Origin of the sequence: Alteromonas algae (assembly GCF_049117195.1) — a bacterium.
Taxonomy (GTDB): Bacteria; Pseudomonadota; Gammaproteobacteria; order Enterobacterales; family Alteromonadaceae; genus Alteromonas.
On the sequence record NZ_CP185260.1, the window covers coordinates 1542953 to 1562035 of the forward strand.

The window sequence follows — 19083 nt, forward strand, 5'->3', positions numbered from 1 at the left end:
GGTCAGAATCAAATAAATGCGGCAACACTAAACCCCACTATTAGCGATTACAAAAAACTAGCTATCTCATTTAGCGATTTTTTCTGTGTGGCGTGAACTGGTATTGTTGCATTATCTGATGGGTACCCAGCAATGATAAGCATGTACGCTCGTTCGTTGTCTGGCCTTTCGCACACATCGGTTAAAAAGTTCATGGGCTTAGGCGTATGGGTAAGGGTAGCGAGGCCGGCATTGTGTAGCGCCGTGATAAGCATGCCCACGGCAATACCCACCGATTCATGAACATAGTAGTTCTGGCGCTTTTCGCCTTCATTGATCTCGCTATTTTTCTGGCTAAATACGGCAATGAGCCAAGGCGCTATCTCTAAATAGGGCTTGGCAGCGTCTGTACCTAAGGGTTTAAGATCGTCTAACCATTGCTGCCCGGCGCGCCCGTCATAAAAACCACGTTCGTGCGCCTCAGCGTGCTCGCGTATTTGTTGCTTTACTGTGTTCGAGTTTATAGCAGCAAAATGCCACGGTTGATGGTTTGCCCCGCTAGGAGCAGTACCTGCAGTTAATATGCAGTTTTGAATAATCGCCTTATCTACGGCTTTATCGCTAAACTGGCGAATACTGTGTCTGCGTTGCATGGTTTTTAAAAACGCTTCGCTGCGCGCGCGCATTTCTTCTGCAGGATATCCAATAAAATCGTTTAATGGTAAATGGTCGTGAGGCTGCATGTTTTGGTCTCGTTGTATTGTCACGGATAGCGTTTGTTTTTTAGTAGAAACGTATTGCGGTTTACATAGCCACAAAGAGGAAGTAAACGTTAAAGCACAAGCCCACAGTAACAAACAAATTGAATGTATGTCGACATGCGTCAATTATTGCCGCATCTATAGCGCATGCTTATTTACTATTAATCGCAGTAGGAGTGGCCATGCACAGCTTAGAAACGAACGAAATCAACATTCACGTTATCGGTATTGGTGGGTGCGGGGGAAACGCCATTAGTAATATGGCAGGGGTGTGCCAGCACGACAATATTCGATTTACGACGGTGAATACCGACATCTCCGCGCTGCATCAATGTAAAAACCACGAGGTTTTCCTTATAGGGGAGAGTACTACAAAAGGGTATGGTGCAGGCGCTAATCCGCAAGTGGCGTATGATGCGGCCTATCACAGTGAAGAGGCATTAAAGACGCTTATTGAAACCGATACCATTGTTATTATCATCGCGGGCTTAGGCGGCGGAACAGGCAGTGGCGCCACACCTGTACTGCTAGATATCGCAAAGAAAAACAATGTTGATGTAATGTGCTTTGTTACGCTGCCGTTTAAATCGGAGGGCGGTAAACGCAAGATAATTGCCGATACAGCGCTTGAAGAAATAAAAGCCAAGGCAAATGCAACGCTCGTGCTGTCAAATGACTCACTGGTCGCTGCGTTAGATGAAACTGTCGGGCTACTATCGGCATTTAGGCATTGCGATATGCAGATGCATCGCATTATTGAAGCCATCATCACCATGTTAACGGAAACGGGTTATATCAATGTGGATATTAATGACTTTAGTCATATTCTATCATTAGAAGGCAATACCGCGTTGGGGGTGGGAATTGCGCATGACGCAGATTCACTGGGCGACGCAGTACGACACGCGTTAGAAAACCCTTTAGTGAATGATCAAAGTATTGTGGGTGCACAGGGCGTCATTTTACAGTTAACGTGTAAGGACGAACCTAGCTTGGTAATGTATGAAAATATGCTTGCCATACTGCAAGGCTTAATTGAAGATTCGCTTGCACTTATCATTAGCGGCGTAACGGTATCGCAAGAATTATCGCATTTCGGTGAAGTACTTATCATTGCAACCGGCATTCCGTTGCAATCACAAGAAAGTGACAGCGACGAAAATGTCATACCAATGGAAAGTGCAATACCGTATACCGCTTATAACAAAGAGGCAGGTGACTTTGATATACCCGCCTTTGTCCGTATGCAAAACAATGCGTTACGTTAAAATGATGATAGGAAATACTACTCTGAGACCGCTTGTTCGCTTGAATACTTTATAAACAAAGCTTTAGTTAATTCGAGAAAATAGTGCCTTAATTCTCTGGGCGCTATGACTTCGATGTTATCACCGAGCCCGCGTAAGAATGCCCTTAATTTATTATTATCGTTAACGGTAGCGGTTAATAGCGATTTACCGGCAATGTGTGCTGCGCTTATTACTTGGTCTTCAGACAATTTGTATCCGTGCAAAAGAAACAGTGCGTTGTTGTTTACCAGTAATTTTAGTTGTATTTCTGTTTTATTACTGGCGGTGAGTGACTTTACGTGCTCACTCTCCCCAAAGGCTTGTTGGCAATCCTCATCGGTAATCGCCACGTTTCTGATCGATTGTAAAGGAAGCGCATAGCGCCTTTTGTGCAGTGAGCCAAATGTGCAAACAAACAACTGCCGACCGTCTTGTTTTACCAACCCCATAGGATTCACTTTATCGTAGTGCTTCCATATGGTCGCGTTCCCGCTTTTAAAAAACCGTTTGATGTCGGCAGAAATTTGCTTTTTAAAAAAAATAGCGCTTTTTAGCCTGTCGAAAGAATCTGCGTCTATCTCTGGCGGAAGAAGTGGCTGGGAAACTTGCGAGTCTGCTACCGATTTTAACCAGTGCGTAAGTAGCGAGTTGCTGTCTTGATTTAGTATTTGAGAGGCCTTAGCAAAATAGGGTTGTAACTCGTGCAGTGTCGTGTTGGGCAGTGTTGCTCCGGACTGCTGTAACACTTTAAACGCTAATGCGGTGTTACCGTCCATTAAGCTTACATTCAATTTTTTGAAGTTCGCACTTATAAACCATCCATAGGGTTTAGAGCGTTTATCCACCTCTAATCCAAATAGCCCAATGGTTTCTAAATTGACTGAGTCGCGTTGTATAGTGCGCATATCAATATGCTGGTGCCCGCAATTTCGAAGGTTTTCAAAAATTTGACGGCTTGAAACCTTTCGTGGCGCTGATGGAACAAATTGTAAAATGTCTAATTTTCGCTGAAACGCACTCATAGTTGGATCGTTGCTTTACTATTGGTATGTCAAATTATCATACATAACAGGTGCGACAAAAAATGTCGCACCTTTAATATGCTCATCGAGGAGCTTGCTCACTGTTTTATACAGTGAGAAAAAAGCTGTTTTGGTGTTTTGAATTTTCATGTGGCCGGTAATAAGTGATGTATAATGGGCGAGGAAAAACTGGTTTGTTGAGGTAGCGGTATCATGCATAAAAACAACGGCTTTACGTTAATTGAACTCATCATTGTAATCGTAGTGCTAGGCATTTTAGCGGTCACGGCGGCGCCTAAGTTTCTTAATATTCAAAAAGATGCCGAGATAGGTGCGCTTCAAGGTTTAAAGTCAGCACTGTTATCCAGTGGCAATATCGTTTACGCCAAAGCGTTGGTCGAAGGGGCGCAAGACAGCCCAGATGAAACTCTGCCTTCGGGGGTACGTGTAAGATACGGTTATCCGTACGCGACGCAAACAAATTTGAAGCAAGTTGTCGATTTTACAGAAAATGACTGGAAGGTTACGGGCTCAGCACCAGAAGTTACCTTTACGTTAGAAAGCCAAACTAGCGGTTTATCTAATGCCGACATTGCAGCAATCGGAATCTGTCGCCTTACCTATCGTCATCCCAACCGCGGTGAAAAACCCACCCTTACAATATCAGACTGCAATACGTAAATTCTTCTTGATGACGAATACAGCTCGCTATCAGGTGAGCTGTGTGGTCAATCTCATTACTGTTATTTAAACGCTGAAGCTTGACCATGCGTTAGCTCGCCGTCGCCAGTAAACCTTTCGTAGAATATGAAGTGGGGTGGTGCATTGCATGAGCATTGCTAACTCATAGTTCAAGATATTTAGGTCTTAAGTTCAGATGTATTAGTTGCAAACCCGGTGTAGCTTTAATGCTGAGGCATGACGCCTCTATCACAATACAAGGAATGCAAACTATGACGCAACATGAACTAACTTTCCACGAAACCGAAATGGTGGCAGGTGGAATGTGGGGCCACATCGCAACCGCAATTGCTATTGCCGATGCAGCCTATGAATTTTATCAAGGTTATTCTGATAACAGACGCTAAGGAGTGGCAAATGAAAGCAATCAAAGTAAAACCCACAGAGCTACGTTGTGAAGAACTATCTTCGGTTAGTGGAGCTGGTTTTTTTTACGAGTTAGGGGCGCTTTTCGCGCAGCAGGCAAACATTAGCGATTCGATTAGACGCCAATATGGCAATACTAATAAGAATCACTGGTAACATTACCGTTGCTGCCTAGTGCACTAGGCAGCATTGTTCAGAATATAAGGAACATGTATGAATTGGCTCACGCTACCTAGGTTACTTCAATGCGCAGCGGCACTGTTTTTTATCGATGCGCTATGGTCTACCTTTATCCAACACGACGAGCACTTGTTTCTAAATCAGTTTCAAGTTGCGCTTTTATTTTTAGTTCTTGCGCAGTTAACTAAGCAAAATAGCATTCCAAGCAACGACAATTGATAAGCCGATAACAATGGTGCGTGTGGACGAGGGGAAACCGCGTACAATTGCTACTTTGTATGGTAGAACTCATGTACAATGTGCGCGATTCAAGATAGATGCTATGTTTAAACACTGTTCAAAATGCTTAACCTGTATCTCTTTTCTCATCTTTTAAACTCACACAGGTTGGAACAATGAAAATCCTAATTCGTAATTTAAACAGAGCAACAACCCAAGACGCATTATTAAGCTTATTTGAGGCGTTTGGTACCGTACAGTCATGCAATGTCGTTATCGATCAGAAAACCGGTCAATCTAAAGGCTTCGCGTTTGTTGAAATGCCCAAAATCGGCGAAGCTAAAGCGGCGATCAAATCATTAAACAATCAATCAGTTGATGACACTCGAATTCGCGTAAAAAAAGCAGAGGAAAAAGCCGAATAAGGCTATTTTTCATCGTGTAGCTTTTCGCTGTGCTCTTTAGGGGGAGGCGTCCAGCCACGCATTTTGGAGTGTTTGTCGTGAATGTCTTCTTTTAAGGCACTTTCAATCAAGCGCTCCAATTCTACAAACAACTTCAAATAATTATTGTCTACCCGCTCTCCGCTCGCATCGTCTATCCATGCGTTGTACAGCACATCATTTTGCTTACTCTCAATATTTTTGTACGCCATTTTTTGTCGTTCTGCATGAAAAGGGTGAACCTCAAGTGAGCGCAGCGCCTCCGTGCCCATTTCCAATGCAGAATGATAGGTTTCAGACACCACGAAATCAGCGCCTAGTTGGCGTAGTCTATAACCGTGCCCTCGATCGTAAGCACGCGCAAGAACGCGGGTATCAGGGTATGCGTGTTTTGCGTACTTGACCATATCGGCGGCGGTATCCCTATCATCAATGGCAATAATAAGTAGGGCAGCATCGTGAATGCCTGCGGTATGTAAAATATCGGGCTTTGATGCATCACCAAAATAGGCCTTGGTACCAATGCGTCGAATTAAATCAATTTGTTCAGACCGTATATCAAGAACAACAGTGTGTACGTCATTTGCCACTAACAGTCGGTTAACGATTTGGCCAAATCGTCCAATTCCTGCAATAACCACAGTACCTTTCTCGTTAATCTCATCTTCATCTCTTACTTTGCCGTTACGTTGATATCGGGGCACCACAACCTTATCAAAAATAATAAAAAGCATGGGAGTGAGAAACATAGAAAGCGCGACAACCAACGAGAGAATAGCGATGATATCGTTAGGCAATACATAGTTTTGCGCGGCAAAGCTTAGCAATACAAAACCAAATTCTCCTGCTTGCGCTAAGCTTAGCGTTAGCAGCCATTTGTTGCTGCCACGCAATTTAAACAGTACTGCAATAATATAAAGGACCATGGCTTTTACCAGCATCACTGCTGCAGTAAGCATAAGAATGAGTGACACATTTGATGTCAGTACATTGACGTTTATACCCGCGCCAACAGTGATAAAAAACAAGCCTAATAGCAAGCCTTTGAAAGGCTCAATGTTTGCTTCAAGTTCATGCCTAAACTCACTGTTTGCAAGTACAACTCCGGCAAGAAAGGCACCCAATGCGGGAGACAACCCGACTAGCCCCATTAGTGCAGCAATTCCGATGACGAGCATAAGTGCTGTTGCGGTAAATATTTCTCTTAACCGAGAGGAGGCGACAAACTTAAAAAGCGGCCTGCTTAGGTAGTGTCCGCCAACGGTGACAAAGGCTACTGATGCAATAATAACCAGTCCGTAGGCCCACGGCGCGAGGCCTTTCACTAGGCTTACTGATTCATGATGTTCATTATCCGCAGCGTTTGCTGCTAATTCTGGTAGTGCTAAAAGCGGGATGAGTGCCAAAATAGGAATTACAGCAATATCTTGAAATAACAATACAGAAAAGGCGCTTTTCCCACCTTCTGTTTGTTGCAACCCCTTTTCTTGGAACGTCTGCAGAACGATAGCCGTAGAGGATAAAGCGAAAATGAGTCCAATAGTTAATGCAATACTAAATGGCTGTGAAAAATAAAGCGCTACGCCGGTAATAATGCTTGTTGTTAAGCCGAGCTGAAGCCCACCTAGTCCTACTAGCTTAGACTTCATCGCCCATAAGCTTTTAGGCTCTAATTCAAGGCCAACTAAAAATAGCATCATTACTACGCCAAACTCTGCAAAGTGTTGAATGGTTGTTGTTTCATCGCCTACCAACCCTAATACAGGGCCGATAACAACCCCTGCAATTAAATAGCCTAGCACCGAACCTAACCCTAACCGTTTAGCAATGGGTACCGCAATAACAGCAGCAACGAGATATATAAAGGCTTGAAGCAAGTAGCCTGTCATTAATTGTCACCTTCTTTTGTACATAGGTCGGCTAAGTTCTCTAGCCGTGTTGCTTTGCTCATATTTAACGTATCGTTTACCAGCATGTTCAGTAACTGTTGCCATTTCTGCCGATGTCCTTCTATACGTTGTTCTTCTTGCGCCGTTCTAGAGCCAAACAACGCAAATGGAGCGATATACGCCATTTGCGTAATACTCGCCATTTGTTCTAGCGGTTGAAGCAATTGCCGAATAGTAAAATGATTAAATCCATCAGATTGGTACGCTTCTTCTTTCCCGCCAGCGGTAATAGCGCACAGAAACTTTTTACCTTGAAGCGCAGTACCACCTTGCCCGTAAGCAAAACCATACTCAAGCACTAAGTCTTGCCACTCTTTTAGAATAGAGGGTGTTGAATACCAAAAAAGGGGAAAGAGGAAAATAATGGTGTCGTGCTCAAGAAGACGTTGTTGTTCTCTTGCAATATCGATATTGAAGTCAGGGTAATCGTGGTAAAGGTCAACCGCGGTAACGGAATCTGTGGCTTTGGCATCACGAAAAAGGTGCAGGTTTACCTCGGAAGATGCTTGTGCTGGGTGTGCAAACAAAACTAATACGTTTTGTGCAGATTGCTCTGCGTGAGAAACCGTCTGGTTTTCATTTTCACGGTAGTGGTGTTTCTTTGGTTCTGAAGTCATCTCAACCCCTCTTGTACTCGCCTTCTTTTATCGCACAATTCGGTTAACTTGCATAGGCAGTGTAGTACTACATAGCGCCTTAAACCTAAGCTAAACAGTATGTTTAATAAAAATAACGGTGTAATTATTTCCGCTTTTTACTTTATAGACTAATATTTTTAAGGGCTTTTGGTTTTTCGTTTTTACTAAGAAATGGACTCTATTGTTAATTAGGAGAATGACGGAGTGTTCGAAAAAACGTTTGAGTGTTGCGCAGTAGGGTTGGCTCATGTCGGTTTAGATGGGCAATTTATTCGCGTCAATCAAAAATTGTGCGAGTTCTTGGGGTATGACAAAAACGTACTTGTTGAAAAGACATTCCAAGAAATAACAGTCGACACCCATTTAGACCAAGATTTAGTCCTTCTAAACAATCTTATATCAGGCAAAATAGAAAACTACGCACTTGAAAAACAATACATTCACGCAGATGGCCATAACGTATGGGGAAAGCTAACTGTATCGGCAGTACGAGACTCTACCGGCAGGCCTGAATTATTTGTATCGGTGATTGAAGATATTGATGATAGAAAGCGTTTAGAGGCCGAACTGTTCCAAGTAGAGGCCTTATTTTCAAAAATAGTGAGTGCGTTTTCAGAGCGAACATTCATTTGGGTTTCTACGCCTACTTTATCAAAGTTGCATTATGTGAACGGCGGATATAAGCGTATTTTCGGCCGAAACGAATATGAGCTCTACAGCAACCCCTGCGCGTTTTTAGACCATGTCCATGACGAAGATAGGCAGTATGTAGAAGATGTCTATTTCCGGCGCCCATTGGCTAATTGGAACCTTGAATACCGCATTATTGATAGCGCCGGCAACACTAAGTATCTGCACGACAGAGGTTCGGTATTATTCGACCCGGAGAACAACCAAGTATTGCTACTTGGAACGTCTGACGATGTCACTCACGATAAACAACAGCAGTATGCGCTACTTGAGGCGGTTCGCAAGCTGGAGCATCTCTCTAAGACCGACGGCTTAACGAACTTAATAAATAGGCGTGAACTGTTTGAACAGTTAGGAGAAGAAATCCAGAGAATGCAGCGAACAAAGTCTCCGTCTACGCTGGTTTACTTTGACCTTGATAATTTTAAACAGGTCAACGATAAATACGGCCATCAAATTGGCGATAAGGCATTAAAAGTATTCGCTGAAATAACAGTGGGCGCGTTACGAGAAACCGATATTTTAGGAAGGGTCGGGGGCGATGAATTTATTTTATTGTTGTTTGATACTGGCTTTGACGATGCAACAGTGTTTTTAAATCGGCTCGCTGATACGCCTTATCAAATATTACTCGATACCGATGAGACGATTACGTTATCAATGAGTATTGGTAAGGCAACCTGGGATGAGAGCATTACTTCAGTACAGCAGTGGATAGAGTTGGCTGATAATGCCATGTACACCGAAAAGCGGCAGCGCCACGACAGCGCTACCGTAACGTAACATTACATTTATGGGGACGTAGTTTGTTTAAACCATAAAGCGATTTGTTCTCGCTCTGCATCCGTCATATTCGTTTTGTTCATAAATGGCATATCTTTCGTAATAGCCGTTCTTCTTACAATCTGCGATTTATACCGTTCAATATCACTCCAATTGTCAAGCACAACGCCTACCGGTGCCATGGTAAAGATAGCGTCTGTTGGTGTACGAGAGTGACAACTTACGCAGTGGGTACTGACTAAAGCGGAAATAACGTCATTTGTGACCGGTGTTGCTGCTATCTCGGTGACGTCGGTATGTTCCTCGTTGTGCTGCGCGGTGTTAGAGGCAGATGGCCACGACACCCACAGGGCAATCGCAAGCATTGCAACGGCACCAGAAATAAGAATGCTCGGTTTAACTTGGCCTACATTACGAAGGTTAAAAAAGTGTCTTATCCATGCGGCTACCGCCATAATGGCTATCAGCACGAGCCAGTTCGCGTCGTGTTGGTAGGTCATGGGGTAGTGATTAGAAATCATGATAAAAAGCAGAGGTAACGTAAAGTAATTGTTATGAACAGAGCGTAATTTCGCGCTTGCACCCCAGCGAGGATCCATGTCTTTATTCTCTGCTACGGCCGCTACCATTTTTCGCTGGTTTGGCATGATATTAAAGAAAACATTGCCTGCCATGATCGTACCAATGAGTGCACCGACATGAATATATGCACCACGGCCGCTGAACCATTGCGTAGAGAAGTACGTTACTGTGCAAATAAGTGCAATTAAACAAAGCCCAAATACCATAGGCGAGTTGGCAAGGGGGCTTCGGCAGGCGATTTCATAAATAGTTAGGCCGCCAAATACAAGCGCCAGCCCGAGCGATATTGCTACCATAGGCGAAATATCATTGACGCTAGGGTCGATGAGGTAAGCCGATGCGCCAAAATAATACACCAAGATGAGAAGAGCAAAGCCTGATAACCATGTTGTGTATGCTTCCCACTTAAACCAATGAAGTGTCTCAGGCATTTTTTCTGGCCCATAAGCATACTTGGCCACTTCATAAAACCCGCCGCCGTGAATAGCCCAAAGATCGCCCTTAATACCTTTATCCTGTTTCCATTTCGGTGGTGTGCGAAGGCTATTGTCTAGCCAAATAAAATAGAACGAGGCTCCGATCCACGCTACTCCTGCGATAACATGAAACCAACGGGTAAATAAACTAATCCAATCAAACCATGGCATGTTGACTCTCCTTTTTATTATAACAACATTGACCGCTTATCCATGTCTCTTCAATCGCGCGATCATCGCCTAAAATACTTATGGCAAAGAAGACATCAGAAAAATCTTGCGTGTCTGCTATTCGTAGTGCTGTGAGTTCATCGTAGTGAGGTTGAATAATAACGAAATCTGCTGCACTGCCTGCATTCAAGTTTCCTATCTCATGGTCTAATTGGTGCGCCACTGCTGCGCCCTGTGTCATAAGGTAAAACCCTTCTAAAGGACAAATAGGTGCACTACGTAACTGACTCACTTTGTAAGCATCAGCATAGGTTTTAAGCATACTAAAACTTGTACCGGCACCCACATCGGTTGCCAGCGCAACATGCACATCGTGGGCTTTTGCCGTCTGTAAATCAAATAATCCACTGCCAAGAAAAAGGTTAGAAGTTGGGCAAAAAGCAACACTTGCGCCAGCCTCGCCTAACCGATCCCATTCGCTAGACGTTAGATGAATACCATGTCCGAAAACCGCTCTCTCGCGTACTAAATTATATTTGTCGTACACGTCTAAATAGCCATTGCAGTGCGGGAATAGGGTGTTGACCCACTCAATTTCGTCTTTATTTTCAGACAAGTGAGTTTGAATAAACACATCATTGTATTGTGTGGCGAGTTCGCCAAGTGCCGCAAGTTGTTCCTCGGTACTCGTCGGGGCAAACCGAGGTGTAAGTGCATAACGGTTACGCCCTTTGTTATGCCACGTTTCGATAAGTTGCGCGCTTTCTTTTTGCGCTAATTCAGGAGTATCTTGAAGTGCAGTTGGACAGTGTCTGTCCATACATACTTTTCCTGCAACAATGGCCATATCAATATTACTGGCGGCCTCAAACAAAGCACTGCAGCTTGAGGCATGCACTGTTGAGAATACAAAGCCTGTGGTCGTCCCATTTTTTAATAGCTGGTTCAAAAATACCTGCGCAATTTTTTGAGCATGGGCTTCGTCTGAAAATTGCATCTCAGTTGGAAAGGTAAAGTTTTCGAGCCAGCTGAGCAACTGCTCACCATAGTTCGCAATACTTTGTGTTTGAGGGTAGTGCAAGTGGCTATCAATAAAGCCCGGCACTAGCCATTTTCCTGAATGATCAATAACGCTAGCGTTAGGGTATTGCTGATTAAGCGAGTTAAATTCGCCTACCGCAACAATGTGCTTCCCATCAATAAGTAAACCGCCATCACAAATAACATGAATATCCTGATTTACGTCAGCAGTGGCCTTAGGGAAATGCGCAATATTAGCGCGAAATAATTGCATTATTGCTAGCTGCCTCTGTAACTACTGAAACCGAATGGTGAAATAAGTAAGGGTACATGATAGTGGCCCCCCGCGCTTTCAAGTTCAAACGCAATATCAATGTATGGATAAAAGCTTTTACCATGGGTTGATACAAGGTAGTCGTTACAATGAAAGCGCAGTGTATATATACCTGCAGTAAAGGTTGTCTTCCAATCGTTGAATCGACCGTCGGCATTGGTAGTGCCCGTTAACGTTTCTCCGTTAGGTAACGTAAGGGTAAGAGCAATACCTTCAACGGGTTTTCCTGATGTGGTATCGAGTACGTGACTTGATAATGTATTCATAGGGTGCGTCCTAAAATATCTGAGCGTGGGTAAATGTCGTGCAATACATACTGGTGTTTTTTGCCATTTTTAATGCGCTAAACTCACTCGACATCTATCGCTTTAATTATTCTTAATTGGGTTATTTTCAATTGCTCACGGGCTGCTAATTGAATTTCTTCATCCGTTGTGTGAGGTAAACGTTCATTAAGCGCTTTTAGCATTGCCTCTGCTGAAAGGCCGGTAGCGCAAATAATGAAGATGAACCCATGCTTGTCCAAGTAGGTCTGGTTTGCTTTTTTGAGCGCCAGTAAAATCGCTTCTGATGCCTGTGATGTGCCGGCTTGTTCTCCCGCAGCGATCAACTTGGTATTAGCGAATTTTTTACGCAGTGAATCAACATCTCCAATCATGGGGTGTGCAGTAAAAGCCTCTAGCATATTGGCTTTATCGCATGCCTCCCATGCCAGTGCAGCGTGCTTTTCCATTTGTGCAATATCGCTGTATGGTCTTGCTGCTACCATACTCTCAATCCAGCGCGTTGCTGCGCAACATTGTTGAAACCATGCGGCGGCGTCAACATCGGATATCATGTTTAATGTTTCAATTTTCATAAAAGTATGGCTCACACTTGCTGAGCGGTCGAACTGGCCGCTGATGTTTCGTTTATTACGGTATCTGAGTTGTTGTGAATGCGCGCAATAATTTGTGCCGCAATAGACACCGCAACCTCAATGGGACGTTTGCCAGGAATACCCGCCATTCCGATAGGCGTTACTAAGCGCTTAAGCGCATTATCATCAAAGCCTCTATGTTGTAATTTGGTAATAAATCGTTTGGCTTTTGTATCAGAGCCTATAAGCCCTACAAAAGGTAAAGATGGAAATTTCAGGGCTTGTTCGACAATACGATAGTCAAGTTGATGGTCATGAGTGAGAACAATAAGCCAACTATTATCTTTTAGCTGCCGAACTTCTGTTTCTGGTGCGTCTTCAATAATAGAAACGACATTTCCAGGCATGGCGTCTGGAAATAGAGAGGCTCTGCTATCAATCCAAGAAATATGAACTGGCAGTTGAGACAAAATAGGCACCAACGCCTTGGCAACGTGGCCGGCACCGAATATTGCGATGTGCTGTTGATGTATGTTGCACACATCAAATAACACTTTCACCGCACCACCACAACACTGCCCTAACTTACTGCTGAGGGGATAGGAGCATATCTCAGTTCCGGTGTGACCCTTTGCAAGTAATGTTCGTGCCGTGCTAATTGCATCATACTCTAAATGGCCACCCCCAATGGTGTCGAAGCTTTCGACATTGGTTACCACCATTTTGCTGCCTGTTTCCCTTGGTGTAGAGCCTGCAGCACCGATAACGGTTACTAACACATAAGGTTGTGCAGCATGCTGACACCGAGCAACGGCTTCATACCATGTTGTTGGTTGCATCATCTACTTCGCCTGCATATTTTGCATTGCTAACACCGCATTTAACACCCGCTCTGGAGTCGCAGGGGTCGCTAGCTGCGGGTCTTGTGAATAGCCTGAAATGCTAGATATTGCATCTTTGAGCGCACACCATACCGAGATCGCTAGCATGAAGGGCGGTTCGCCCACGGCTTTTGAATGATAAATGCTATCTTCTGCGTTTTTGCGACCAAACAGCTTAACGTTAAAATGCGGCGGGGTATCACCAATTGCCGGGATTTTATAGGTCGCCATGTTCTCACTGATGAGCTTACCAGCACTATTCCACTTAAGATCTTCGGTCGTTAACCATCCCATGCCTTGCACGAACGCTCCTTCAATCTGACCGATATCGATAGCGGGGTTCAAACTATCGCCAACATCGTGGATAACGTCGACGCTGTCGACCGTATACTCGCCAGTAAGCGTATCTATTGATACTTCGCTAAGCGACACGCCATATGCAAAATAGAAGAATGGCCGTCCCTCTCCGGTCTCTCGGTTGTATTGTAACTTAGGCGTCTTATAGAACCCGCTAGAAGATAACGATACACGATCGAAATAGGCCATTTGCACTACGTCTGAAAAAGACGCGCTATGGTTGTTAAGGGTAACGAAGCCATTTGAAAAAACAACATCGTCGACGCGGTCGGGCAAATCTACACTGGCCGCAAAGCATGTTGCTATACGCTTTTTAAGGGTTATACAGGCATTTTGTACTGCTTTACCGTTTAAGTCAGTACCACTTGACGCCGCGGTAGGGGAGGTATTTGGCACTTTATCGGTTCGCGTTGCGGTCACCTCAATCATATCCAACGTCACGCCAAACTCATTGGCAGCAATCTGACCAATTTTGGTATGAAGTCCTTGACCCATCTCGGTTCCACCGTGATTCACTTGAATACTTCCATCGGTGTAAATATGCACTAATGCCCCGGCTTGGTTGAGGTGTTTAGCGGTAAACGAAATGCCAAATTTTACCGGTGTAAGGGCTAGGCCTTTTTTAATGATGGGACTTGACCGGTTAAACGTTGAAATCGATTCGCGGCGCGCCCAATAGTTACCTTCGTCCTCAAGTTTGGCAATCATTTCAGGCAGTAAGTTATGCTCCACTTTCATGCCATAGGGTGTGGTGTTGCCTGTTGTGTCGCCGTATAAATTGGTTTTTCTAACCGTTAATGGGTCAAGACGTAGCTTACGCGCGATTGCATCAAGCATCGCTTCAGCCATAATCATGCCCTGGGGACCACCGAATCCGCGAAACGCAGTGTGAGATACCATGTTGGTTTCAAGACGATGCCCCACAATATGGCTTTCACCGAGAAAGTACCCATTGTCAGCGTGAAACATGGCTCTGTCGACAATGGCGTCTGAAAGGTCTGGAGAATGGCCGCATATTCCATTGATCTCAAGCGACGTTCCCATAATTTTGCCGTGCTCGTCAAAGCCTAGCTCGTAGTGGTTTTCGAAAGGATGCCGCTTTCCTGTAACATGCATGTCCACATTTCTGGGCAGTCGTAATTTAACCGCACAGCGATTTCGCTTTGCCAACAGTGCCGCGATACATGCCCATTGTGCTGCCTGTGTTTCTTTACCACCAAAGCCGCCACCCATTCGTCGCATATCAACGACCACTTTATGCAGTTTAGTATTAAGTACTTCTGCAACCAGCTTTTGTACTTCACTAGGATGCTGACTGGATGTGTAAATATGGATACGGTCGTCTTCATCGGGCACAGCAAGTGATACCTGGCCTTCAAGATACATATGTTCTTGCCCACCAATTGATAGCGACCCCGATACAACATGAGGCGCATCAGCTATGGCACGTGTTGCGTCACCCGTGCCAAATTGATGCATAGGACGCACATACTGCTTTTGGGTATGCGCACTCGAGGCACTTAAGGTTGGTGTTTCATCATCTACTACCATGTTGCCTTTTAGCGCCGCTTTCCTCGCTAACGCTACCGACGTGGCAAGCACAGCGAACACCGGTTGGCCGTAAAACCTAATTTCGCCATCGGCTAACAGCGGGTCGCCCTTAAACACCGGCCCAATATCTCTGTGGCCCGGTACATCGTCAATTGAAATAACATCGATAACACCTTCACTTTCTTTTACAGCACGTAAATCCAACGAGGTAAGAGTGCCTTTTGCGCATGTACTTAGGCCGACCGCGGCATAGCAGGTATCACGAGGGGCTACGATGTCATCGACGTAGTTCGCGCTGCCTTTCACTTGTCGAATAGCGCTTTCATGTTTTTGACTGGTATGAACGACCGTCGATGCATGCTGCGTGGCACTGCTGTCAATAAGTTTACGCATGTTGCACCACCCGAGTTTCAATTGCATTTTGCGTTTGGTTTTCTAACCAGAACCGATGCCATAAATTCGCTAAAATTGTTTTTCTGTATTGTGCCGTGGCCCGCACGTCATCGATAGGGTCGAACGCGTCGAAAAGTATTTGCTTCCCTAAGTTCAAACATTCGCTACTGGCAAGAGCTCGTCCAGTCAGAGCGTTTTCTAACGCTTCACACTTAATTGGGGTTGCGGCTACGCCACCAAAACCAGTAGACATTTCTGTAATAATCCCATTATTTACAGTGACATTAAAAACAGCGCACACAGCAGAAATATCATCTTCAAGGCGCTTAGATATCTTGTATGCAGCAATACGATGACTGTCACCGACAAAGGGCAATTCAAGCGCTGACAGCCACTCGTTTTTTAAAAGTGCAGTTTGGCGGTAGCCTTTGAAAAAATCTTTAATTGGAACGGTTCTGCGCTGTTCACCATTATCAATATGTACAATGGCGTTAAGCGCTAATAAAGCAGGTGGCATATCGCCAATTGGCGAAGCGTTTGCAACATTGCCACCTAGGGTTGCCTGGTTCCTGATAGGAAGTGATGCAAATCGCGTGATGAGCTCAGCAAGCTGAGGAAAGTGGGTTAATAGCGTAGGGGCAAGATCGCTAAACGGCGATGCTGCACCAATAACAAGCGAATGCTCGGTTGTGGTGCATGTCTTAAGCCCTTGCAACTGCGATAGGCTGATAATTTTATCTGCTGTATCTAACTGCTGCGTGAAGCGTAAACTTAAGTCAGTGCTGCCTGCAACGAATGGCGCCGACGGGTAATCACGTATTGCTTTTGCTAGCTCGGCTCGACTAGTCGGGGTCAGCAAGTGGGTAGTTCCGAAATCATCTACCTCTGATATCAATTTCAATGTGGCTAACGTTTCGGCCTGTCTTTCAACAAATTTGTCGCTAGGGGGCTCAGCACATACTGCTAACGCTGCCTCAATGATGGGCCGATATCCGGTGCATCGACAAAGATTACCAGATAGGGCATTAAGAACGTCATCTCTGTTTGGTTGGCTATTACTATGATAAAGCGCAAACATCGACATGATGAACCCCGGCGTACAGAAACCGCACTGCGAGCCGTGATAATCGAGTAATGCTTGCTGAACGGGATGCAGCGCGTCTTCGTTACTGATGTGCTCTACGGTAATAAGCTGCTTACCATGCAGTGCGCTCATCAACGTTATGCAACTGTTCAGCGTGCGATAATGTAAACCCGAAAACGTGGGGTTCGGTTCTGCAACCACTAGGGTACAGGCACCGCAGTCTCCAGAGGCGCAGCCTTCTTTTGTGCCAGATAATCGACGATGTTCACGGATGAACTGCAAAAGTGTAAGGTCAGCCCTCACTTCTTCTAATTCGACGGTTTCTTCATTAATAAGAAAACGAATCATACCCGCACCTTTTAGTTATATTCATTTGTATATCCATTAATATAGCGGTATTTTTATCATAAAAGTAGACCAAGTGGTCAATTTTTTGCTTATAAAAAAAGCCGATATGAAAAAGGCCATTTATTCGCAGTTAACACATTTTAGGCACGTAAGACACAAGGGCGGCTTGAAATGTAGTCGGCGTGTCGTGTTTACGTGATGGTATTCACGTTCATTACATAAAAATAGTACGCAAGAACCATGCACATTTTGTCATCATTCTATGACCGAACGAGAAAGAGTCACGTTAATGACTTTATTCGTGCGCGTAGCAGCGGTACTATCAATTAATAGAGCTGGCAATGCCATATATTAACTATCAGAAAAGCATGCTAGCGAGAAAGGAAGAAGCCACACATGATAAAACAGAAATGCATAGAAGCTGGCGTTGGTGCCCAAAATAGAAAGAAAATCCTTCAAGCCGCGGAAAAGTGTTTTGCTCAATACGGGTTTAAAGGTACCGCTGTACAGAAAATTGCTGATGAAGCGGCGCTGCCAAAAACTAATGTGCTTTACTATTTCAAATCTAAGCAAGAGCTTTATGTTGCGGTTTTGGAAGAAACCTTATCGTTATGGAACTCGCATTTTGATAGAGCGACAGTTGACGATGACCCCGCAGAAGTGCTTGCTGCCTATATTGCTGAGAAAATGGAAGTATCACGTACCCACCCACTTGCATCTCGCATATTTGCCATGGAAATAATAAACGGCGCTGAAAATTTGAGCGGTTACTTCGATGAAGAACATGGCCTTTGGATGAAAGGCCGTTTAGCCGTTATCGAAGGATGGAAGGCTGTCAATAAGCTTCCAGATGTCGATGGGGAACACTTACTGTATACCATTTGGGCAAGTACTCAGCACTACGCGGATTTTTCAGCGCAGATCACTCGTTTACGGGGTAAGAAGATGGTTAAAGCTGATTATGAACATGCTACTCGTGAGCTTATTAAATTAGTGTTGGGTGGCTGTGGGCTATCAATTCCCGCGCGTTACACAGGAGACATTGAGTGACTGATTTCAGTTATCCCCGTGACTTGAAGGGATACGGCGCTACGCCCCCCAATCCTCAGTGGCCAAACGATGCTAAAATTGCCGTTCAATTTGTACTGAACTATGAAGAGGGCGGTGAAAACTCGGTACTGCACGGAGATGAAACGTCAGAAGTTTTTCTGTCAGAAATTATTGGAGCACAAGCGTATACCGATCGTCATATGAGCATGGAGTCTATCTATGAATATGGTAGCCGGGTGGGTTTCTGGCGCTTGCATAAACTGTTCACAGATAATGATGTGCCGGTGACAGTGTTCGGCGTTACTATGGCATTGCAGCGACACCCAGACGCGGTGCAAGCGATGTTAGCATCAGGGTGGGAAATTGCCTCTCATGCCATGCGTTGGATTCATTACCAAGACATGAACGAAGCGCAAGAGCGCAAGCAAATTGATGATGCTATTTTGTTACACGAAGAACTTACAGGGAAAAAGCCTGCTGGTTGGTACACGGGCAGAACAAGTCCGAATACATTGAAGCTGATTGCTGAGCGAGATGATATTTTATACTGCGCCGATAGTTACGCTGACGATTTGCCGTATTACGATCATCACTACAGCAAACCTTTGTTAATGGTGCCCTATACGCTTGATACCAATGATATGCGCTTTGCTACGCCTCAAGGCTTCAATAGCGGTGAGCAGTTTTTTAATTACTTAAAGGATGCGTTCGACGTGCTATACGAAGAAGGCAAAGACGCGCCTAAAATGCTATCCATTGGGTTGCACTGCAGAATTGTTGGTCGTCCTGCTCGATTTGCGGCGCTTAAAAAGTTTATTCAGTATGTTAAAAGTCACGATAAAGTATGGCTCACAACACGTGAGGCGATAGCCCAGCATTGGGTTGAACATTTCCCCGTTGAAGAAGAGCAACAATAG

20 protein-coding genes are annotated in these 19083 nt (G+C 44.6%); 9 read left to right on the plus strand and 11 right to left on the minus strand.

Annotated elements, in window-relative coordinates; genetic code table 11:
• Positions 1 to 47: 47 nt before the first annotated feature.
• Positions 48 to 722, minus strand: coding sequence for a nitroreductase family protein (locus tag ACOJRU_RS06995; protein WP_421134302.1), 675 nt, complete (start codon positions 720 to 722; stop codon positions 48 to 50).
• 200 nt (positions 723 to 922) lie between these two features.
• Between ACOJRU_RS06995 and ACOJRU_RS07000 the strand changes: the two genes are divergently transcribed.
• Positions 923 to 2008, plus strand: a complete 1086-nt coding sequence (locus ACOJRU_RS07000; protein WP_421134303.1) for a cell division protein FtsZ — start codon at positions 923 to 925, stop codon at positions 2006 to 2008.
• A gap of 17 nt (positions 2009 to 2025) precedes the next feature.
• Here ACOJRU_RS07000 and ACOJRU_RS07005 read toward each other — a convergent pair whose 3' ends face one another.
• Positions 2026 to 3051 carry a helix-turn-helix transcriptional regulator gene (locus ACOJRU_RS07005; protein WP_421134304.1) on the minus strand — a complete coding sequence of 342 codons (1026 nt, stop codon included), beginning with the start codon at positions 3049 to 3051 and terminating at the stop codon, positions 2026 to 2028.
• 213 nt (positions 3052 to 3264) lie between these two features.
• On the opposite strand from ACOJRU_RS07005, the gene ACOJRU_RS07010 reads away from it, so the two are divergent.
• From ACOJRU_RS07010 to ACOJRU_RS07030, 5 genes are all read left to right on the plus strand, one after another.
• The gene (locus ACOJRU_RS07010) at positions 3265 to 3732 is read left to right on the plus strand and encodes a type II secretion system protein (protein ID WP_421134305.1); all 468 of its coding nucleotides are present in this window, start codon (positions 3265 to 3267) and stop codon (positions 3730 to 3732) included.
• A gap of 272 nt (positions 3733 to 4004) precedes the next feature.
• Positions 4005 to 4139, plus strand: a complete 135-nt coding sequence (locus tag ACOJRU_RS07015) for a hypothetical protein (RefSeq protein ID WP_421134306.1) — start codon at positions 4005 to 4007, stop codon at positions 4137 to 4139.
• Positions 4140 to 4149: 10 nt separating this feature from the next.
• Positions 4150 to 4314 carry a hypothetical protein gene (locus ACOJRU_RS07020; protein WP_421134307.1) on the plus strand — a complete coding sequence of 55 codons (165 nt, stop codon included), beginning with the start codon at positions 4150 to 4152 and terminating at the stop codon, positions 4312 to 4314.
• Positions 4315 to 4371: 57 nt separating this feature from the next.
• Positions 4372 to 4557: a hypothetical protein gene (locus ACOJRU_RS07025; RefSeq protein WP_421134308.1), complete on the plus strand. Its 186-nt coding sequence runs from the start codon at positions 4372 to 4374 to the stop codon at positions 4555 to 4557.
• Positions 4558 to 4733: 176 nt separating this feature from the next.
• The gene (locus ACOJRU_RS07030; RefSeq protein ID WP_421134309.1) at positions 4734 to 4982 is read left to right on the plus strand and encodes an RNA recognition motif domain-containing protein; all 249 of its coding nucleotides are present in this window, start codon (positions 4734 to 4736) and stop codon (positions 4980 to 4982) included.
• Between the two features lie 2 nt (positions 4983 to 4984).
• Here the strand turns inward: ACOJRU_RS07030 and ACOJRU_RS07035 are convergent, their stop codons facing one another.
• Together ACOJRU_RS07035 and ACOJRU_RS07040 are read right to left on the minus strand one after the other, a co-directional pair.
• Positions 4985 to 6889 carry a monovalent cation:proton antiporter-2 (CPA2) family protein gene (locus ACOJRU_RS07035; protein WP_421134310.1) on the minus strand — a complete coding sequence of 635 codons (1905 nt, stop codon included), beginning with the start codon at positions 6887 to 6889 and terminating at the stop codon, positions 4985 to 4987.
• Positions 6889 to 7566: an NAD(P)H-dependent oxidoreductase gene (locus ACOJRU_RS07040; protein WP_421134311.1), complete on the minus strand. Its 678-nt coding sequence runs from the start codon at positions 7564 to 7566 to the stop codon at positions 6889 to 6891. The genes ACOJRU_RS07035 and ACOJRU_RS07040 overlap by 1 nt, the downstream gene beginning before the upstream one ends.
• A 225-nt stretch (positions 7567 to 7791) precedes the next feature.
• On the opposite strand from ACOJRU_RS07040, the gene ACOJRU_RS07045 reads away from it, so the two are divergent.
• Positions 7792 to 9060 carry a diguanylate cyclase gene (locus tag ACOJRU_RS07045; protein WP_421134312.1) on the plus strand — a complete coding sequence of 423 codons (1269 nt, stop codon included), beginning with the start codon at positions 7792 to 7794 and terminating at the stop codon, positions 9058 to 9060.
• Between the two features lie 8 nt (positions 9061 to 9068).
• Here ACOJRU_RS07045 and ACOJRU_RS07050 read toward each other — a convergent pair whose 3' ends face one another.
• The 7 genes from ACOJRU_RS07050 to xdhA form a co-directional block, all read right to left on the minus strand.
• Positions 9069 to 10289 carry a urate hydroxylase PuuD gene (locus ACOJRU_RS07050; RefSeq protein WP_421134313.1) on the minus strand — a complete coding sequence of 407 codons (1221 nt, stop codon included), beginning with the start codon at positions 10287 to 10289 and terminating at the stop codon, positions 9069 to 9071.
• A complete protein-coding gene (gene guaD / locus ACOJRU_RS07055; RefSeq protein ID WP_421134314.1) occupies positions 10276 to 11583 on the minus strand; it encodes a guanine deaminase in 1308 nt (435 codons plus the stop codon). Before guaD ends, ACOJRU_RS07050 begins: the two co-directional genes overlap by 14 nt.
• A 5-nt stretch (positions 11584 to 11588) precedes the next feature.
• Positions 11589 to 11909 (minus strand): hydroxyisourate hydrolase, encoded by a 321-nt coding sequence (gene uraH, locus ACOJRU_RS07060; protein WP_421134315.1) that lies wholly within the window; start codon positions 11907 to 11909, stop codon positions 11589 to 11591.
• Between the two features lie 83 nt (positions 11910 to 11992).
• Positions 11993 to 12502 (minus strand): 2-oxo-4-hydroxy-4-carboxy-5-ureidoimidazoline decarboxylase, encoded by a 510-nt coding sequence (gene uraD / locus ACOJRU_RS07065; RefSeq protein ID WP_421134316.1) that lies wholly within the window; start codon positions 12500 to 12502, stop codon positions 11993 to 11995.
• A gap of 11 nt (positions 12503 to 12513) precedes the next feature.
• Positions 12514 to 13341, minus strand: a complete 828-nt coding sequence (gene xdhC, locus ACOJRU_RS07070; protein WP_421134737.1) for a xanthine dehydrogenase accessory protein XdhC — start codon at positions 13339 to 13341, stop codon at positions 12514 to 12516.
• Positions 13342 to 13344: 3 nt separating this feature from the next.
• Positions 13345 to 15684, minus strand: coding sequence for a xanthine dehydrogenase molybdopterin binding subunit (gene xdhB / locus ACOJRU_RS07075; protein WP_421134317.1), 2340 nt, complete (start codon positions 15682 to 15684; stop codon positions 13345 to 13347).
• Complete coding sequence (xdhA, locus tag ACOJRU_RS07080) at positions 15677 to 17116, minus strand: xanthine dehydrogenase small subunit (protein ID WP_421134318.1); 1440 nt, start codon at positions 17114 to 17116, stop codon at positions 15677 to 15679. The genes xdhB and xdhA overlap by 8 nt, the downstream gene beginning before the upstream one ends.
• Before the next feature lie 396 nt (positions 17117 to 17512).
• Between xdhA and ACOJRU_RS07085 the strand changes: the two genes are divergently transcribed.
• A complete protein-coding gene (locus ACOJRU_RS07085; protein ID WP_421134319.1) occupies positions 17513 to 18166 on the plus strand; it encodes a TetR/AcrR family transcriptional regulator in 654 nt (217 codons plus the stop codon).
• On the plus strand, positions 18163 to 19083 hold the full coding sequence (gene puuE / locus ACOJRU_RS07090; protein ID WP_421134320.1) for an allantoinase PuuE: 921 nt from the start codon (positions 18163 to 18165) through the stop codon (positions 19081 to 19083). Before ACOJRU_RS07085 ends, puuE begins: the two co-directional genes overlap by 4 nt.

What these genes read in the sequence shown, in the direction of transcription:
- ACOJRU_RS06995 (WP_421134302.1), bottom strand. Translation starts at nt 722, where the DNA reads ATGCAGCCTCACGACCATTTACCATTAAACGATTTTATTGGATATCCT.
- ACOJRU_RS07000 (WP_421134303.1), top strand. Translation starts at nt 923, where the DNA reads ATGCACAGCTTAGAAACGAACGAAATCAACATTCACGTTATCGGTATT.
- ACOJRU_RS07005 (WP_421134304.1), bottom strand. Translation starts at nt 3,051, where the DNA reads ATGAGTGCGTTTCAGCGAAAATTAGACATTTTACAATTTGTTCCATCA.
- ACOJRU_RS07010 (WP_421134305.1), top strand. Translation starts at nt 3,265, where the DNA reads ATGCATAAAAACAACGGCTTTACGTTAATTGAACTCATCATTGTAATC.
- ACOJRU_RS07015 (WP_421134306.1), top strand. Translation starts at nt 4,005, where the DNA reads ATGACGCAACATGAACTAACTTTCCACGAAACCGAAATGGTGGCAGGT.
- ACOJRU_RS07020 (WP_421134307.1), top strand. Translation starts at nt 4,150, where the DNA reads ATGAAAGCAATCAAAGTAAAACCCACAGAGCTACGTTGTGAAGAACTA.
- ACOJRU_RS07025 (WP_421134308.1), top strand. Translation starts at nt 4,372, where the DNA reads ATGAATTGGCTCACGCTACCTAGGTTACTTCAATGCGCAGCGGCACTG.
- ACOJRU_RS07030 (WP_421134309.1), top strand. Translation starts at nt 4,734, where the DNA reads ATGAAAATCCTAATTCGTAATTTAAACAGAGCAACAACCCAAGACGCA.
- ACOJRU_RS07035 (WP_421134310.1), bottom strand. Translation starts at nt 6,889, where the DNA reads ATGACAGGCTACTTGCTTCAAGCCTTTATATATCTCGTTGCTGCTGTT.
- ACOJRU_RS07040 (WP_421134311.1), bottom strand. Translation starts at nt 7,566, where the DNA reads ATGACTTCAGAACCAAAGAAACACCACTACCGTGAAAATGAAAACCAG.
- ACOJRU_RS07050 (WP_421134313.1), bottom strand. Translation starts at nt 10,289, where the DNA reads ATGCCATGGTTTGATTGGATTAGTTTATTTACCCGTTGGTTTCATGTT.
- guaD (WP_421134314.1), bottom strand. Translation starts at nt 11,583, where the DNA reads ATGCAATTATTTCGCGCTAATATTGCGCATTTCCCTAAGGCCACTGCT.
- uraH (WP_421134315.1), bottom strand. Translation starts at nt 11,909, where the DNA reads ATGAATACATTATCAAGTCACGTACTCGATACCACATCAGGAAAACCC.
- uraD (WP_421134316.1), bottom strand. Translation starts at nt 12,502, where the DNA reads ATGAAAATTGAAACATTAAACATGATATCCGATGTTGACGCCGCCGCA.
- xdhC (WP_421134737.1), bottom strand. Translation starts at nt 13,341, where the DNA reads ATGCAACCAACAACATGGTATGAAGCCGTTGCTCGGTGTCAGCATGCT.
- xdhB (WP_421134317.1), bottom strand. Translation starts at nt 15,684, where the DNA reads ATGCGTAAACTTATTGACAGCAGTGCCACGCAGCATGCATCGACGGTC.
- xdhA (WP_421134318.1), bottom strand. Translation starts at nt 17,116, where the DNA reads ATGATTCGTTTTCTTATTAATGAAGAAACCGTCGAATTAGAAGAAGTG.
- ACOJRU_RS07085 (WP_421134319.1), top strand. Translation starts at nt 17,513, where the DNA reads ATGATAAAACAGAAATGCATAGAAGCTGGCGTTGGTGCCCAAAATAGA.